Consider the following 16,948-nt stretch of genomic DNA (forward strand, 5'->3'; position numbering starts at 1 on the left):
TACTTGATTAGTATGTCCATTTTTTTATTCATTAATCTTTTTCTCTAGTTCTTCCATAATCTCTTTCACACTTTTATTTGTTGTATCAATATGTATATCTGCTTCTTCATAATATACTCGGCGTTTTTCAAACTTCTCTACAAACGCCTCTATATTCTCTTTTTGAAATAATGGACGCGTTGTATCCCCGCGAAGACGTTCTGCAATAACATACGGATCACAATATAAATACACAATCGTTCCATTCTCTTTCATCCACTGACGATTCTCAGCTCGCTCAACGATCCCTCCACCACTTGTAATAATTAAGTCACTCGTCGGTAAAGAGCGCAGCGTTTCGCTTTCATATTTGCGGAAAGAGCCCTCCCCTTCTTCCGCAAATATATCGCGAATCACCTTCCCTTGCTTCTCTTCAATTTTTTGATCTGTATCTACAACTGGAATATGCAGTTTCTCACTTAGCATTCTCCCAATTGTTGTTTTTCCGGCCCCCATATAGCCTGTTATATATATGGCCCTCATTTTGTTACCTCTTTTCTACCAAGTTGGTCCTTGTTTAATTATTTGTATTATAACGAAAGATGAGCTGATGTGGTTTATTTTATATACTACTTGCACAAATTACTAAAAAAACGTTTTGTCCTCAATCTTGTATCAAGAACAAAACGTACTTGTAATTCAACTTCCATTTCCTCGCTCTTCCGCCCAATTCATAACCTTTTTATTTGTTTTATCGTACTGAAAGTTCACCTTATAAGAACGGCGCTCTTTCGTCATACACTGCAAGGTAACAAAGATAATGTCATTCTCAAATACATATCTCCCACTCACTTCACCATTTTCATATTGAAAGGCAAACACATCATTTTGTTCTTTCTCCTGCAAATCTGCCTTTATCGAGATGATCGCTTGATCTGTAATCTCTTCTAACAAAAATTTCTGCTGCGCCTCTTTATAAAATCTTTGGTCAGATTGCAACATATTTATCTCATATATAAAGAATGAAAACAGTAAGAAAAGGAGAATTAATGTACTGGGCAAAGCAAAACCATCTTGATTTCTCATGACTTCATCTCAGGGAGTGTGTATCGCGTTACTACCCCATGATACTTTTTTCCACTTATATCTTGCACATGTATGGATAGCATATATGGTGTTAAGTTATAAGAAACTGAACTTACCTTTTGTAATATAATTTCCCTTCCTAGTGTATTTACTTTTCTCACAATATTATTTCCTAACATTTCATATGTGATATTATCACCATTACTCATTTGAAAAAGTATTATATTTCCTTCGTCCCCTAACTGAACATTACTCCTCAGTTGAAATTCTCGAAACTCTAATTGTACTTGCTCCATGAACACATCCCATTCCCAACTGTTTATCTGCTTCGAATATGGTTTCTCAATAAATAAACTATGAAGGCGCGGCACAAGAAGAAAGAAAATAGATAAAAACAATAAACATAACATCATTTCTAATAAAGTAAACCCCGCTTCTATCTTTTTATTTTTTAACATGGCGACATTGTTCTATTCTCCTTTGTTTCGTATCTCTCCAAATTGTACAAGCCTCTTCTCCTCGCAAATAGGTCACATACATAACGCCATCTATCATCTCCTCTTTTTGCTGCTTCAACTGATTTTGATGCATATATAATGCCGCTTCCCTTTTCAGCAATACATATGCTTTATATCGAAGTTGAATATTTTTTCTTTCTTGCATGATGAGAAGTGTTTGGGGAAGCACTAACGACACAGCCAACATCAATAAACTTAACGATACGATCATTTCGATCATAACTGACCCTTTTTGGCACTTCACGATAGGTAAATCTCCCTCTTCCAAGTTGAAATACAATTTCATAAGTGCGTGCACGATAAAAAAGTAGAATTGTACCACCTTGGTTTATATTTCCGTTTGCATTATAAGTCATTGGGTTCGGAAAAGTATTTAAATCAACCTTTATATCACGTTCATATTCCCGGAGCATAAGGGCACGTGCATCTCCTGATTCCCAAATACTGTACATATGTTTCTCAGGGACCCACCGCAACATATACAGATTCCGGTGGTTTATAGCTAACTGCTGCATATACAAAATATCTTGTGAGAATTGTCTAAAAAAACGTTCGACCTTTTGCCTCTCATATAACGGAGCAACGTTAAAATAAGTAACAATGCTTAATATAGAAATGATAGATAAGACGAGAAGCATCTCTAAAAATGTAAAGCCCTTTTGTTTCACGATTTACCAACCGATACTGTACCGTCCTCACTGGAAATACTAATTGGCTCCCCTTTTGGACACGTTGTAGAAGTAATGTATTTTTCGTTTATTAAATCATCTATTGTTGGTATCTTATTCTTTTCTAACTGGTACGCTTGTACTTGCGCTTCAACAGACTTCACATAAGCGTCACAACCTTTTCCTTGTACAGAAGAACGTTGTTTAATGACATTTGGAATAATTAATAACAGCAATACCGAGATAACAACCATCACTAATAACATTTCTAAAAGAGTAAATCCTTTTTCATTCTTCATGTAAACTACCTCCTAAATAGAATTCATCATTTGAAACATCGGCATAATCATCGCTAAATACATAAGAACAACAATTATGCCAATACATGTAAACAAAAGCGGCTGAATAATAACTAAAATACGTTGAATCTTTTCTTCCATTTTTTCAATCGTTAATTCACTATAATCACCTAATTCTGTCGCTAAGTTTCCGTTTGCTTGTCCATGCGCAATAACGTAAGACAGTTCACGCTCATAATAACTGCTCTTCATAATAATAGAATCCAACTGTTCTCCCGCAATTAACAACTCTTCAATCCGAGTGGCTTCACATTGAAAAAACGAATGATGTTTTTGTTCCATCATTAATGTTAGAGCTTCAAGTACCGATAATCCTCCTTGTAGTAAGCCGCTTAATTGAACAGAGAAATAATGAGAATTTGTTAAAATAAGAAATGTATTTATAAGGGGAATACGCACCATAATATTTACCCTTTGAATCGGAGGAAGCTTTCGTAGATAAAACACGTATACACATACTCCAAGTGCAATAACAAGAAAAAATCCGCTCATTATACATGGAAGTATTTGGATGAAATTAATAATCTGATCAGTAAAAGAAGCAGAGGTTGCACGTAAAGAACTGTACAATGTCTCAAATTGAGGAAGCAAAACAAGGTTAAATACAGCAAGAATTCCTAGTAAAAAAAGAGATAAAAAAATCGGATAACGGAGAACTTTCATCATATCCTTTTGATGCTTCTCCTTTCTATGAAGGAGTACACTTCCTTGCTTTAAAGCAAAAGAAACATCACCGTGTTGCTGCGCATAAAATAAATAACTTAATATGTCTGGATGAAACATCATTTGATGAAAAGCATCGTGTAAACTTTGTCCATTTTTTAATTCTTCGATAATATGCTGCAGTTGTAGCCGTTTTGTAGAGGACAATTGAAACTGTAAAAATTCTAGCGCTTGTAAGAGAGGATAGCCTTTTTCTAACAATTCTCCAAGTCTTCTTAATAACAAGACTTGTTCATGTAATCGCCATCCTTTTCGCTCAAACATAAACATCCTCTTCTAAAAAACCTAGGGCATATCCTTTTCTTATACATGATTGCAATGTTTCATAATGATAAGTTACACGCTCTCCATTTGCTTCACGAATAGCCTGTTTCAATTCATGGCCATATAACAACTCGTAAATACTAGCTTGCCGTACCTGCCTCATCGCTTTACATAATGGCGAACATTTTCCTTTGCAAAATGGACACTTCAATTCCACAAGACGCTGCGCTGCCACTGCAAGCAATGATTGTTCAATTTCTTGCCGCGTAATCCCATAATCCATCAAACGTAGCACAGCCCCTTTTGCATCGTTTGTATGCAACGTTGTCATTACTAAATGACCTGTTAAACTCGCACGCACAGCTACTTTTGCTGTTTCTTCATCACGAATTTCACCGACTAAAATAATATCAGGATCATGGCGCAGAATCGCTTTTAAACCTGTTGTATATGTGATACCGGCCTTTTCATTAATTTGAATTTGTAATAAACCATCCTTTCGCTTTTCGATTGGATCCTCAAGTGTAACAATACGCCGCGTTTGTCCCTTTTTCGCTACCTCTAGCAAAGCATACATTGTCGTTGTTTTCCCAGATCCTGTCGGACCAGTAAACACGAGTAATCCATGAGAATGATGTAAAAAAGAGAGAAGTGTTTTTGCCGAACTTGGAAATAAAGAGAGATGGGAAAGTGGTTGAATCGATGCTTGCAAATGCAAACGAATAACGAGACTTTCTAAATTCATAGTTGGCAGTGTAGAGAGACGCAGGTGAACTTCTTGTCCATCAATTTGTAAATACAATGATCCATTTTGTGGCTTACGTCTTTCCCCTATATCCATAGACGCTAAAAATTTAAAATGTGAAACAAGTCTTTCCCCAAATTCTTTTCTAATACAATGCTTCGTTACCAAATCTTTTCCAATACGCAATTGTATGACTGCATCTTCTTGCCGCGGCACAATATGTAAATCAGATGCCTGTAATGTACATGCTTCCTTCATAATTGTATTGGCAAAATGTTCAACACCATTCATCGTTATCCCTCCTCACAATGTATATATCACAAAGGAAAATATAAGAAAAATCGTAACTTTACCTTTTTCTCTACTAGAAAAAGGTAAAATATGTTTGTGAAATTATGAACAATTTCTGAATTATTGACTAAAATCACCTATATGCAACTTTATCTGTATTATAATGTTAATATCTTGGATAAAGTGATAAAGGTGGAGATCCTCATGGAACAAGCTTTAAAAATTACAGGTGTACTATCTGATCCAACTCGTTATTATATTTATAAATACATTTCTCAAAAGCATAGTTACGTAACCGTACAAGAAATTGCAGATGAATTTAATATCCATCCAAACGTAGCACGTCTACATTTATCAAAATTAGAAGATGTTAATATGTTGAAATCTGAAACGAAGAAAACAGGAAAAGGCGGAAGACCAAGCAGATTATATGTATTGTCTGAAGACTTAATTCAATTGCAATTCCCATTTCGCGATTATCAATTATTAGCGAAAATCACTTTTAATTCATTACTAAGCCTCGGTGCAGCCGGTGAAAAGGCACTATATGAAACGGGCAAACAATTTGGTAAAGAATTGATGGAACAACACATGCAGCGTTTAAATGTTAATAAAGATTCATTAACATTAGAACACAAAGTTCAAATTGCAAAAGAAGCGTTATCAACTGCTGGCTTATCCCCTTCCTTTGAATTAAGCACAGATGGCACACAAATTTTCTATGACGTGTACAATTGTCCATTTAAGGAAATTGCCGTTCATCACCCTGAAGAAGTTTGCCATATGCATAGCGATATGATGAAGGGGATTTTTGGAACTTTATTTCCGGACATGGAATTAACACGACATGAGAACTTATTAGATGGATGCAAGTCTTGTAACTACAAAGTCCAACTATAATTGTTTTTATATGAAATTATGTCAAAAAGAAGTCAATTTGATTTGGCTTCTTTTCTTTTTTTCGCAAATATTTACAATAATGAGAAAAATAAATTATAATGAGGAGAGGTTTACTTTTTTAGAAAAGGAGGGAGATTGCATGGAGCGCATGTTTCGCGTTCTCGGCTTTTGGACTGGAATTTTCTCGGTTATGTTTTACTTAGGGGATATGCATACAACTGCACTATTATTTTTAGGACAAACAGGATTTTTCGTACTTTTAAGTTATTTGAAATTAACAGAGCGTATGTATATATACGTATTCGGGGCCTATTTAACGGTTTTCTTCATTGGATTTACATACTACACAACATTTCTACTTGTCCCTGGCGCTGGGCATTAAAAGGATGGCAATTTGCCATCCTTTTTTTATTTTCCTCAATTACCTAGTTGACTTATAGGTTTTGTTGAAATATATTTTATATAACAGATGGAATTAGGGGGAATTATTATGAATACACTGCTAGTCGGAATTAACATAGTGGTCATGCTTATATTAGTTGGCATTTTATATTATATGCAACGTAAGCATGTATCTTTTAATAAACGCGTATTTACTGCTTTAGGGGTCGGAATTGCATTTGGTCTTATTTTACAATTCATTTATGAACCTACTTCTAAAGTTATCGTGGATTCAAATAACTGGTTTAGCTTAATTGGTAGTGGTTATGTGAAATTACTACAAATGATTGTTATGCCACTTGTTTTAGTTTCTATTATCTCAGCATTTACAAAATTAAAATTAACAAGTAACCTTGGTAAAATTAGCGGACTTATTATTGGCATTTTAATCCTTACAACTGGAATCGCTGCCGCTGTTGGTATCGCCGCAAGCGCAGGTTTTGACGTTCAAGCTACTGGTTTACAACAAGGTGATGCAGAAACAGCTCGTTTGAAATTAGTGGAAGAAAAATTTAGTTCAATTGAACAAACACCAATTCCACAAAAATTATTAGAATTATTACCTACAAATCCATTTCTTGATTTAACAGGTGCACGTCCAACATCAACAATTTCTGTCGTAATCTTTGCAGCGTTTATTGGAATCGCCTTTATTGGTGTAAAAAGAAAATATCCAGAACAAGCTGAACTATTTAAAAAGATGCTCGATGCTGTATATGCTATTGTAATGCGTATGGTAACGTTAATTTTACGCCTGACTCCATACGGTGTATTAGCTCTTATGACAAAAACAGTCGCTGGTAGTGATGTGAATGCCATTTTAAAACTCGGTAATTTTGTTTTAGCATCTTACGTAGCACTTATCGTTATGTTTATTATTCACTTATTATTAATCGCTCTATCCGGTTTAAACCCAGTTCAATATTTAAAAAAGGTATTTCCAGTATTAACATTTGCCTTTACTTCTCGTTCTAGCGCAGGTACAATGCCATTAAATATTGAAGCACAAAAAGAAAAACTTGGTGTATCCGAAGGAATTGCAAACTTTGCCGCTTCCTTCGGTGTATCTATCGGTCAAAATGGTTGTGCAGGTATTTATCCAGCTATGCTCGCAATGATGGTCGCTCCAACAGTAGGTATCGATCCATTACAACCACAATTCATTTTAACTTTAATCGCTGTTGTCGCTATTAGCTCTTTCGGAGTTGCCGGTGTAGGTGGCGGCGCAACATTCGCAGCATTAATCGTACTTTCAACAATGAACTTACCAATCGGAATTGTTGCTCTTCTTATTTCTGTTGAACCATTAATCGATATGGGCCGTACAGCTCTTAATGTAAGCGGATCAATGACAGCAGGTCTTATTTCTAGTAAATGGCTTGGTGAATTAGATCATGAGACATATAATCAAGAGGATGTAAAAAGTAAGGAAGTCGCTTCATAAGAAAGAGAGAACTTTCATGAAAAGGAATGCTAATTCATTTGCATTCCTTTTTTATTCCCTATAATCACTATTTTACATAACTAATCTGCTTCTTTTGCCCCAAAAGATCCAATTCCTTCACATTGTTTTCTGGATTTCCCATTAAAATATTTCGTTTCAATATTGCTACAATATTTCATTTCTTCTTTACTAAATAAACGTAAAAAAAGAGGATATACGCTCTTTTTTGAACATAATCCTTCTCAATATTGCCTATTGATGGATGTCAAAACTTCTTTCTATTATTCAAAGCGAACCTTTTCTCTTACAAAATAAAAATTAACGTTTCACTTCACAACCCGTCCTTTTTACAAATAGCCATTTTGCTCGCACCACTCATGAAATTGCCGCACATCTACCCCCACTAAAACAATATCTTTTAGTTCCACATCAACGATTTGTTCGTCAATAACAAGGAAAAAATTCGATCCCTCCTGCTTTCCTTTTTGCTTTACAATTCCAATTCGATTCCGGTACGGTCCGTCTTTTATATATGCTTTTTGCCCTATAATATCAAAATTCAAAATTTTCACCTCTTTTACTACGCTCAACTTCGGAATACTACCTTCTTTTCAGAAATTTCCCTTTCATTGCACTATTTCTGTATATATATGATAAAAAAGTAAAAGAGTCCTTCCTTTATTACAATTATTTTTTCTTTGTTTCATTTTGATAAATTATATGTAAAAAATATGCAAACAAGCAATTGGAAACGCTTTCTTTTGCCATTTTCATGTTATAATAGAAAAGCAGAACTTCGCAAAGAGGGAGAAAAATGGATATAACAATTATTACAAAAGTAATCGAAGCATTAAAATCATATGGATTTCAAGATGTAACATACTGTGAAGAAGCAAAACAATTTCTATTTCATAATCAAACAGATATCATGAGCGGCTATGCAGAAATCACATATAGTAGTCAATTTGAAAAGTTTAACGTGCAAATTCATCCGATTGAAACGCACCACCAAGCAGAGTTACAAGAAGTTGAAAAACACATTCAATCTTGTATACGAAAAGTCGAGTATTTGAATGCACTTCTTACAGGACAAAAAAAATTAACTGAAAAAGTAATTATTATGTAAAAAAGAACGTGATCATCTCACGTTCTTTTTTATTTTCATTATTGTATATTCATCTTCTCTTTCAATTGTAAACTCGTCACAGACTCTAATGCATTCATTGCTTCTCCAATTGTCATATCAAAAATTGTCTTATCTTCTATATATGGGAACTGTCTAAAACGCTTTTCGATCATTTTTACTGCATCAGATGTAAATATTGCACTATCTATACCAAATTCTGTTTCAAGGAGAACGATCCAATCTAGAATATGAAATCCTAATCCATTTACAAATGAAATGAGCTTTTCCTCAGGTTGCGAAGATAAGAATACGTGACGTTCCATTTCACTAAAGAGTTCTTCTCCTAAAATCTCTGCAAGCTCTTCATCATGTTCACGATTTACAATTTCGTCATACCCGTAATCGTCTGCAAGTTCTTCTACTTCTTCCCCATCCACACAAAGTAACTGGCTACGCAGCGCACCTTTTTTGAATGCACTTGTTTGTACAACTTCTAAGAAGTTTGTTTCCCATCCTCGTTCTAGTTTCATATTCATAACTCCTTTATTTTTAAATATATCCTTTAATTACTTTTCTCTTTCGCTGTTTAATTACATCTTCTCAAATTCTTGGATAGAAGAGAAGCCTTACACATTAATGGCTATTCCAACAGCTTTCATTGTTCCCAGTTTTGAAATATTTTAAAATTATCGTATATCGGATTCGAAATCTACGTTATACATCACCTTGATTCATAACGTAGGATACAAATCCCGCCACATCCCCCTCAAAAATCTTTACTTCTGGTAAATGGTAAAACGTTGTTTGTAGCAGATTATTTTTATGATACAGATAGACTTTCTTTTCTAAAGCAATTGCCATACCAAGTTCTATATGGCTACCATTTCCTCCATCTAGTAAAAGCAGAAAAACATCCGCAGCTTGAATTGCCTGTCTTTCTGCTTGACCAATCTTCTGTAATTGTTTCCTATTCGTTGCTCTTTCATTTTGAGTCCAATCATATGTATGGTGCCATCCTATTTCTTTCAGTTTACTCGCTACAAATTGAACAAGATGTTTATTTTGAAAACTCGATGCTATATAGAAATTCACCTTAATTAACCCCTTACCTTTATAAACCTAAAGGGAAACTCTTTTTTAGCGTTCATGATAATAAATATAGAAGGATTTCGCCAAAAGAAATCCCCACCTTTAAAACTTATTTTACGTTTAAGTGGTGGGGCACCTCATGATTTTCTCTTATTTTTTGTTTTTTATCACTTTCATCAGCTAACATTTCTAACTCAGCTGTTATTTCTGATTTCTCTAAGTTTCGTTCTTGTGAAAATTTTCTTGAAATGTAAACAATAACACTACCAACATACAAAACAAAACATATAATCAGAGCAGCATTTTCATAGAGACTCAGCTCCAACACAGTCACTCCTAATCCATTCGTATTTTCACGCTCAAAGAACTGAAATTCCCCTATTAAATCTCTGTTATTGTACCATAAATACAATAATTCTTCGAACCTTTCATTCTATTTAAAAAGGCATGATTTTTTTAAAATCATGCCTCCTCAATATATTTCACAATAGTCTGCACTGCTTCTTTTCCACTATATTTTTTTAATTCTTTTTTATACTTCTCATAATTATGATTTAAACTTTCTATCTGTTTTATAAGAGATGTCACTGTTACATTTTCTTCATATAAAACGGATGCATACCCTTGTCTTTCAAACGATTGTGCATTCAAAATTTGATCACCGCGACTTGCAGTTTTCGGTAGTGGAATTAAAATCATTGGCTTTTGCAATGTTAAAAATTCAAAAATCGCATTTGATCCAGCACGTGAGATGACAAAATCCGTTGCCCCTAATACATCTGGTAATTCATCCTGCACATATTCAAATTGCCTATACCCTTCTATACCTTGTAACTTCCCATCTAAATTTCCTTTTCCACATAGGTGAACAACTTGATAAATTTTAAGGAGCTGTGGCAATGCTTCTCGTACTGCCTCATTGATTTTCTTTGCCCCTAGACTTCCTCCCATAACCGTGATGACCGGTTTTCTAGTATGGAATCCAAGAAAGTTCAATCCTTTTTCACGATTTCCACGTAGCACTTCTTCTCTCACGGGTGAACCTGTATAAACAACCTTTTCTTTCGGCAAATGCTTCGCAGCTTCCTCAAATGTAACAAATATTTTCGAAGCAAAGCGGAGTACAATTTTATTCGCTAACCCTGGTGTCATATCAGACTCGTGTAGCAAAACTGGTACACGATTTAACCACCCACCAATCACTACTGGTACAGATACAAAACCACCCTTTGAAAAAATAACATCCGGTTTTAATTTTCGTATTCGTATATAAGAATCCATGACACCCTTCATAACAAGAAAAGGATCTTTTATATTTTTCAAATCAAAATAACGGCGCAACTTTCCGCTTGCTATCCCATAGTATGGGATTCCTTCGTTCTCTATAATCGCTTTTTCAATTCCTTGATGAGAACCAATATAAGAAATATCCCAATTCTTTTCTTGCAAATGTGGAATAATTGCTAAATTGGGCGTCACATGTCCAGCTGAACCACCGCCTGTAAAGACTATTCTTTTCATATCTCTCCCCCTTCTACACTATAGTACACTAAAATATCGTGCTTCGGGGTGAGCAAATACCATTGCCGTTACAGATGCTTCAGGTTCCATCATAAATCCTTCTGTTAGTGAGATTCCGATTTCCTCTGGCTGAATTAAACGAAATAGTTTTTCTTGATCCGCAAGTTCTGGACAAGCTGGATAACCAAAAGAAACGCGAATCCCTTGATATTTCGTACGAAATCGTTCTTCCATCGTCATCTCCGGTGAATCCGGAATTCCAAAGCGGTCACGAATCAACATATGTGTTTTTTCAGCAAGTCCCTCTGCTAGTTCCAGCGCTAATGATTGAATAGCGTGACTGCGTAAATAATCCCCCTTCTCTTTCCACTCCTCCGCGATTTCTCGAACACCTTGTCCAACTGTAACAGATAAAAAGGCGACATAATCCATTTCATCACCAATAGGACGTAAATAATCTCCTAATGTACGGTACGGTGCTTTTCCTTGTCTTGGGAATGAAAAACGCTCTAGTACACGTGTATGGTCTTCTGGATCATAAATAATAATAGTTTGTCTGTCACTTTGAGCAGGGAAGAATTGATACACAACTTTTGGCTTTAGCCAGGACTGTCCTTCTTGCAATAACTCATCAATTAAATCGTTTAATTCATGTGCCCTCTTATCACCTTCTTTTAATAACTTTTTCACATTTCCTTTTAAACCAAGATGATGACCAATTAACATTTGTCTATTTAAAAATGGTGCAAGGTGTGAAACTGGAATATCACGAAGTACGACCCGCTTTGTTGAGTCTGGCACCATGACTTTCGCTCGTGGCAACGGTTCAATACCAACTGGTATCTCCACTTTTTTCTCCTCTTGTTTCACAACATGAATACGGCGATTTTTTTTATCCTGCTTCATTTTTTCTCGTTCTTCTTCTTTTTGTAATCGATTGATAAGGTCAAGCCCTATCATTGCATCGCTTGCATATAACACAAGTCCATTATAAGAAGGTGAAATACGATTATCTGTAAACTTTCTCGTCAATGCTGCACCACCTACAACAATTGGAATATCAATATTTGCCGCTTGTAAATCTTCGGCAGTTGCTACCATTTGTTGTGCCGATTTTACTAATAATCCCGAAAGTCCGATAATATCTGGCTTCTTTTCTTTCACTTCTTGAACAATGCGATCGGAGCGTACATTGATTCCTAAATTAACAATTTCATAGCCGTTATTCGATAAAATAATTTCTACAAGGTTTTTGCCAATATCATGTACGTCTCCTTTTACAGTTGCTAACAATACTTTTCCTTTTTTCGCACTATCACTAGATTCCATATAAGTCTCTAAATATGCAACAGCGGCTTTCATACTTTCAGCACTTTGTAATACTTCAGCAACGATAAGCTCATTGTTATTAAATAAACGACCTACTTCATCCATCCCGGTCATAAGTGGACCGTTAATAAGATCAAGTGGTTTTCTTCCTTCTGTTAGCGCAAGACTTAAATCTTCATGTAAGCCCTGCTTCGTTCCTTCTACAATGTAATTTGCTAACCTTTCATCAAGCGTTAATGTTTCTTGTATAATCACTTCTTTTTTCTTGGCAACTCGGTAAAAATTCGTAAATTCTTCTAGAGTTTCTTTCGTTGTTTCGAATAATAGTGCATCTGCTATTTCCTTTTCCTCATCTGGAATTGATGCATAGCGCTCTAGCTTTTCAGTATTCACGATAGCATAATCAAGCCCAGCCTTTGTTGCATGATATAAAAAGACCGAGTTTAACACCTCACGACCCGCTGGCGGTAAACCAAACGATATATTACTTACTCCTAAAATCGTTAAACATTCTGGCAGCGCTTCTTTAATAAGACGAATTCCTTCTATCGTCGCTGCTGCCGATCCAATATATTCTTCATCACCAGTTCCAACTGGAAAAACGAGTGCATCGAAAATAATATCCGAGGGACGTATACCGTATTTCTTCGTTAATAATTCATAACTTCTTTTTGCGATTTCTAACTTTCTTTCTGCACTAACTGCCATGCCCTCTTCATCAATCGTCCCAACTACAATTGCTGCACCATATTTCCGGAGAAGCGGCGTCACTTTCTCAAAACGCTCCTCTCCGTTTTCTAAATTAATAGAGTTAATAACACCCTTGCCTTGTATATACGTAAGAGCTTTTTCCATAACATTCTCATCCGTTGAATCTACCATAATCGGAACTTTTAATACTTTCGTTGCTTCTGTCAAAAAATTCTCCATATCTTCCACTTCATCACGATCTGGATCTGCCATGCAGATATCAATAATATGAGCATTTTTCTTCACTTGCGCCCTCGCAATTTCAGCAGCCTCTTCAAAACTCCCTTCAGCTACTAATCGTTTAAACTTTCTTGATCCAATAACATTTGTTCTCTCTCCAACAAATAACGGCCTCATAGAATCATCATATTGCAATGCTTCTAAACCACTAATCCCATGCCCCTCCCGCTCATGGTTCTCGCGTGGTTTAAGAGACTCGAGTGAAGATTTAATTGCTCTTATATGATTAGGTGTTGTCCCGCAACAACCGCCAATAATATTAATCCACCCTTCTTCAACAAACTGTTTCACCTTTTCTGCAAGTGAAGTCGGTGACTCATGATAATGTCCATCCTCGTCTGGAAGACCAGCATTTGGATAGCAAGAAATATAACACTCCGAAAGATCCGACAAAGAACGAATATGTTCTCGCATAAATTCCGGGCCTGTAGCACAGTTTAATCCGACAGACAATGGTTTCATATGCTCAACTGATAAATAGAATGCCTCTATCGTTTGTCCCGCTAATGTTGTTCCCATCGGTTCAATGGTTCCTGAAATCATAAGAGGAACAGTATAATTCACTTCTGTAAATGCTTGCTGGATCCCTAAATACGCCGCTTTTACATTACGCATATCTTGACTCGTCTCAACAAGCAACACATCAACGCCGCCCCGCAATAATCCTCGTGCTTGTCTCGTATATGCTTCAATTAATTCATTAAATGTTACACCACCCGTTACACTAATTGCTTTTGTCGTTGGTCCCATCGCACCGGCTACATATACTTCTTTACCACTCTCACTTACAGCTTGCTTTGCTAGCTGGGCTGCTCTTTCATTCAACTCTTCATCTAAATGAGATAACTCGTAATCATGTAATACAATATTTGTAGCACCAAACGTATTTGTTTCAATAATATCCGCACCAGCTTCAATATAAGCTTTATGGATACCTAAAATCACATCTGGCCTTGTTTTTACTAAGTATTCATTACACCCTTCATATTCTTCTCCGCCAAAATCTTCAGCAGTTAAATCCGCCTGCTGAATCATCGTTCCCATCGCACCATCTAATATTAAAATATCATGTTGTAATCTCTCTTCTATCGGTCTCATCAATAGATTCCCTCTTTCATTTCTTGCTTTTCTTTCACATACTTCACAAGATTTTCTGTAATTTCATATTTCAAAAATGGTGTAATGAGATAAATGCCGTTAAAGTATTTCATCGCAGCATCAATTAATTCTTGTGAAATGCGAATTCCTTCTTCAACTGCAGCTCCTTGTGTCTCATGCCCATCCATTCGCTGCCTTACTTCCTCAGGTAGAGTAATACCCGGTACTTCAAAATGAAGAAAATCAGCATTTCGTTTGCTCACTAAAGGCATAATTCCAATAAAAATCGGTTGTTCTAAATGTTTTGTTGCCTCATATACCTCTTCAATTAAAGCTACATCGTAAATAGGCTGTGTTAAAAAATATTCTGCACCCGCTGCGATTTTTCTCTCCATCCGCTTCACCGCTGCTTTTAAATGCCTTACATGTGGATTAAAAGCTCCTCCAACAGAAAATCTTGTCGCAGGACCAATAGATTTCCCTAATATGGATCGGCCATCATTCATTTCTTTAATCATTTTTATTAATTCAATAGAAGACAAATCATATACAGAAGTCGCTCCTGGAAAATCCCCAACTCGCGCCGGATCACCCGTTAAGGCTAGCACTTCTTCCATTCCTAAAGCTGATAAACCAAGTAAATGTGATTGTAAACCAATGACATTATGATCACGACACGCTAAATGCATTAGCACCGGAATGTCATGCTTCGTTAATAATGCTCCCATTGCCATATTTGAAATACGCGGAGATGCTAACGAATTATCTGCTAACGTAATTAGATCTGCTCCTGCTCTTTTCAATGCCCTTGCTCCCTCAAAAAAACGCTGTGTATCCAATGTTTTTGGAGGGTCCAATTCAACAACCACTGTTGTTTGCTTCTTCGCTTTTTCTGCAAGAGTAACATGAGTGCTAGCACGTTTTGTTTGCATATGAACCACTTGTTGTTTTTGAACAATTTGTTTTTCTGTAACAGGCGTTACATTCGCAATCGCACGCTTCATCCTTTCGATATGTGCTGGTGTTGTGCCACAACACCCTCCGAGCAAACGAATACCTTGTTCAATAAATTTCGGTGTCATCTCTTCAAAATAAGCAGGGCTTCCTTCATATACGTACCGTCCTTCTACATAGTTTGGAAGGCCCGCATTTGGATAAGCTGATAAATAACCATTTTTCGGAATCGATATCATTTTAAAAGCTTCCGTCATATGAAGCGGGCCTAACTGACAATTTAATCCGACTACATTCGCACCGTAATCTAAAAGCTGTTTTAATACTTCATTTACATCATTTCCATTTTGTGTTGTGCCCGCTTCATGAAGCGCCAGCTGTGCAATAATTGGAATATCTGTTTGTTTTCGTAGTACTTTTACGGCATGTAACAATTCAAATTCATCATAAAAGGTTTCTAATAATAATCCATCAACCTTTTCTTCTAATAATGCCCCGGCCTGTTCAAGTAGCATAAACTCTCGTTCCATATCAGTCGTTGTAACGGCTCCGATATGCTTCATACCACCAATCGTCCCTAAAATTGCATTCTTGTCTGTCACAGCCGCTTTTGCAAGTTTGACTGCGGCTTTATTAATTTGGGCGACCCGGTTTTCTAAACCATACATACGCAATTTCGCCTCATTTGCACCATATGTATTTGTTTGAATAAGATCTGCTCCAGCAGCTACATATTGTTTATGAATAGATATAATAAGATCTGGATCAGATAAGTTTAGTTCCTCAAAACTACTTTGCAAACCATGAGAATGTAATAATGTTCCAATTGCACCATCACCAATAACAATTCCTTTCGATAATAAATCTAGAATTTTCACCTATCTCCCTCTTTTCTATCAATATAAAAACCCCTCTTCACCTTGAAGAGGGGGACATCATGAATCCTCCTCTTATCATGCAAAACAAATTGTTTTGCAGGTATTAGCACCGTTTCAAACATTTCGTTTGAAGGTTGCCGGGTTTCACAGGGCCAGTCCCTCCACCGCTCTCAATAAGAGTTTTTCTTTATTATTAATCTATTTTTAAAGGAAATACGTGTACCTTTTAACAATCTTTGTTAATTTTCTAATAAAATTAGCATGGGATAAACTGAAAGTCAATGTAATTAATTCAAAAATAAAAAATATTTAAAATTAAGTTGCAATTCAATTATCTTTTGTTGTAAAGTAAAAAGCATAATAAAATTTCATACAAACTATTCTTATCTAGAGAGGTAGAGGGACTGGCCCGACGACACCTCAGCAACCATTAACACGTTCGTTAATAAGGTGCTAATTCCAGCAAATTGTAAACAAATTTGAAAGATAAGAAGAAGACTATATTCGCATGAAAGCCTTCTTCTTAGAAGGCTTTTTTATTTTTA

The 16,948-nt window shown here is 35.9% G+C and carries 18 protein-coding genes, 1 pseudogene and 2 riboswitches; of the genes and pseudogenes, 4 read left to right on the plus strand and 15 right to left on the minus strand.

What is annotated here, in order from left to right; all coding sequences use genetic code 11:
• Positions 1-24: 24 nt before the first annotated feature.
• The 8 genes and pseudogenes from BLV40_RS03600 to comGA form a co-directional block, all read right to left on the minus strand.
• Positions 25-522 (minus strand): shikimate kinase, encoded by a 498-nt coding sequence (locus BLV40_RS03600; RefSeq protein WP_090687483.1) that lies wholly within the window; start codon positions 520-522, stop codon positions 25-27.
• A 156-nt stretch (positions 523-678) separates the two neighbouring features.
• Positions 679-1,065: a competence type IV pilus minor pilin ComGG gene (comGG, locus tag BLV40_RS03605; RefSeq protein ID WP_090687485.1), complete on the minus strand. Its 387-nt coding sequence runs from the start codon at positions 1,063-1,065 to the stop codon at positions 679-681.
• A complete protein-coding gene (gene comGF / locus BLV40_RS03610) occupies positions 1,062-1,523 on the minus strand; it encodes a competence type IV pilus minor pilin ComGF (protein ID WP_026589946.1) in 462 nt (153 codons plus the stop codon). The genes comGG and comGF overlap by 4 nt, the downstream gene beginning before the upstream one ends.
• Positions 1,510-1,869, minus strand: a complete 360-nt coding sequence (gene comGE / locus BLV40_RS29060) for a competence type IV pilus minor pilin ComGE (protein ID WP_231503886.1) — start codon at positions 1,867-1,869, stop codon at positions 1,510-1,512. Before comGE ends, comGF begins: the two co-directional genes overlap by 14 nt.
• Positions 1,808-2,251, minus strand: a pseudogene (comGD, locus tag BLV40_RS03620) (competence type IV pilus minor pilin ComGD); the annotation flags it as partial. The pseudogene comGD and the gene comGE, both read right to left, overlap by 62 nt.
• Positions 2,248-2,550, minus strand: a complete 303-nt coding sequence (gene comGC, locus BLV40_RS03625; RefSeq protein WP_026589944.1) for a competence type IV pilus major pilin ComGC — start codon at positions 2,548-2,550, stop codon at positions 2,248-2,250. The gene comGC and the pseudogene comGD, both read right to left, overlap by 4 nt.
• Before the next feature lie 12 nt (positions 2,551-2,562).
• A complete protein-coding gene (comGB, locus tag BLV40_RS03630) occupies positions 2,563-3,603 on the minus strand; it encodes a competence type IV pilus assembly protein ComGB (RefSeq protein WP_280138880.1) in 1,041 nt (346 codons plus the stop codon).
• Positions 3,590-4,633 (minus strand): competence type IV pilus ATPase ComGA, encoded by a 1,044-nt coding sequence (gene comGA, locus BLV40_RS03635; protein ID WP_026589942.1) that lies wholly within the window; start codon positions 4,631-4,633, stop codon positions 3,590-3,592. Before comGA ends, comGB begins: the two co-directional genes overlap by 14 nt.
• Positions 4,634-4,837: 204 nt before the next feature.
• Here comGA and BLV40_RS03640 point away from each other — a divergent pair, with 204 nt between their 5' ends.
• From BLV40_RS03640 to BLV40_RS03650, 3 genes are all read left to right on the plus strand, one after another.
• Positions 4,838-5,533, plus strand: a complete 696-nt coding sequence (locus BLV40_RS03640; RefSeq protein ID WP_026589941.1) for a helix-turn-helix transcriptional regulator — start codon at positions 4,838-4,840, stop codon at positions 5,531-5,533.
• A gap of 139 nt (positions 5,534-5,672) precedes the next feature.
• Positions 5,673-5,915, plus strand: a complete 243-nt coding sequence (locus tag BLV40_RS03645) for a DUF2626 domain-containing protein (RefSeq protein WP_026589940.1) — start codon at positions 5,673-5,675, stop codon at positions 5,913-5,915.
• An 87-nt stretch (positions 5,916-6,002) separates the two neighbouring features.
• Complete coding sequence (locus BLV40_RS03650; RefSeq protein WP_026589939.1) at positions 6,003-7,418, plus strand: L-cystine transporter; 1,416 nt, start codon at positions 6,003-6,005, stop codon at positions 7,416-7,418.
• A gap of 347 nt (positions 7,419-7,765) precedes the next feature.
• Here the strand turns inward: BLV40_RS03650 and BLV40_RS03655 are convergent, their stop codons facing one another.
• Positions 7,766-7,981 carry a DUF3912 family protein gene (locus BLV40_RS03655; RefSeq protein WP_026589938.1) on the minus strand — a complete coding sequence of 72 codons (216 nt, stop codon included), beginning with the start codon at positions 7,979-7,981 and terminating at the stop codon, positions 7,766-7,768.
• 251 nt (positions 7,982-8,232) lie between these two features.
• Here BLV40_RS03655 and BLV40_RS03660 point away from each other — a divergent pair, with 251 nt between their 5' ends.
• On the plus strand, positions 8,233-8,544 hold the full coding sequence (locus BLV40_RS03660) for a hypothetical protein (RefSeq protein ID WP_090687492.1): 312 nt from the start codon (positions 8,233-8,235) through the stop codon (positions 8,542-8,544).
• Between the two features lie 38 nt (positions 8,545-8,582).
• Here BLV40_RS03660 and BLV40_RS03665 read toward each other — a convergent pair whose 3' ends face one another.
• From BLV40_RS03665 to BLV40_RS03690, 6 genes are all read right to left on the minus strand, one after another.
• On the minus strand, positions 8,583-9,074 hold the full coding sequence (locus BLV40_RS03665) for a hypothetical protein (protein WP_026589936.1): 492 nt from the start codon (positions 9,072-9,074) through the stop codon (positions 8,583-8,585).
• Between the two features lie 184 nt (positions 9,075-9,258).
• Positions 9,259-9,636 (minus strand): nucleoside 2-deoxyribosyltransferase, encoded by a 378-nt coding sequence (locus tag BLV40_RS03670; RefSeq protein WP_026589935.1) that lies wholly within the window; start codon positions 9,634-9,636, stop codon positions 9,259-9,261.
• Between the two features lie 106 nt (positions 9,637-9,742).
• Positions 9,743-10,045 (minus strand): DUF3966 domain-containing protein, encoded by a 303-nt coding sequence (locus BLV40_RS03675; protein ID WP_090687494.1) that lies wholly within the window; start codon positions 10,043-10,045, stop codon positions 9,743-9,745.
• A gap of 50 nt (positions 10,046-10,095) precedes the next feature.
• Positions 10,096-11,154, minus strand: a complete 1,059-nt coding sequence (locus BLV40_RS03680) for an undecaprenyldiphospho-muramoylpentapeptide beta-N-acetylglucosaminyltransferase (protein ID WP_090687496.1) — start codon at positions 11,152-11,154, stop codon at positions 10,096-10,098.
• A gap of 18 nt (positions 11,155-11,172) precedes the next feature.
• Complete coding sequence (gene metH / locus BLV40_RS03685) at positions 11,173-14,571, minus strand: methionine synthase (protein WP_090687498.1); 3,399 nt, start codon at positions 14,569-14,571, stop codon at positions 11,173-11,175.
• On the minus strand, positions 14,571-16,403 hold the full coding sequence (locus BLV40_RS03690) for a bifunctional homocysteine S-methyltransferase/methylenetetrahydrofolate reductase (RefSeq protein ID WP_090687499.1): 1,833 nt from the start codon (positions 16,401-16,403) through the stop codon (positions 14,571-14,573). Before BLV40_RS03690 ends, metH begins: the two co-directional genes overlap by 1 nt.
• Before the next feature lie 69 nt (positions 16,404-16,472).
• Positions 16,473-16,583, minus strand: a riboswitch (SAM riboswitch).
• A 200-nt stretch (positions 16,584-16,783) separates the two neighbouring features.
• Positions 16,784-16,896, plus strand: a riboswitch (SAM riboswitch).
• Positions 16,897-16,948: the final 52 nt, after the last annotated feature.

The organism is Bacillus sp. 166amftsu, assembly GCF_900107445.1.
Classification (GTDB): Bacteria; Bacillota; Bacilli; order Bacillales; family Bacillaceae_G; genus Bacillus_A; species Bacillus_A arachidis.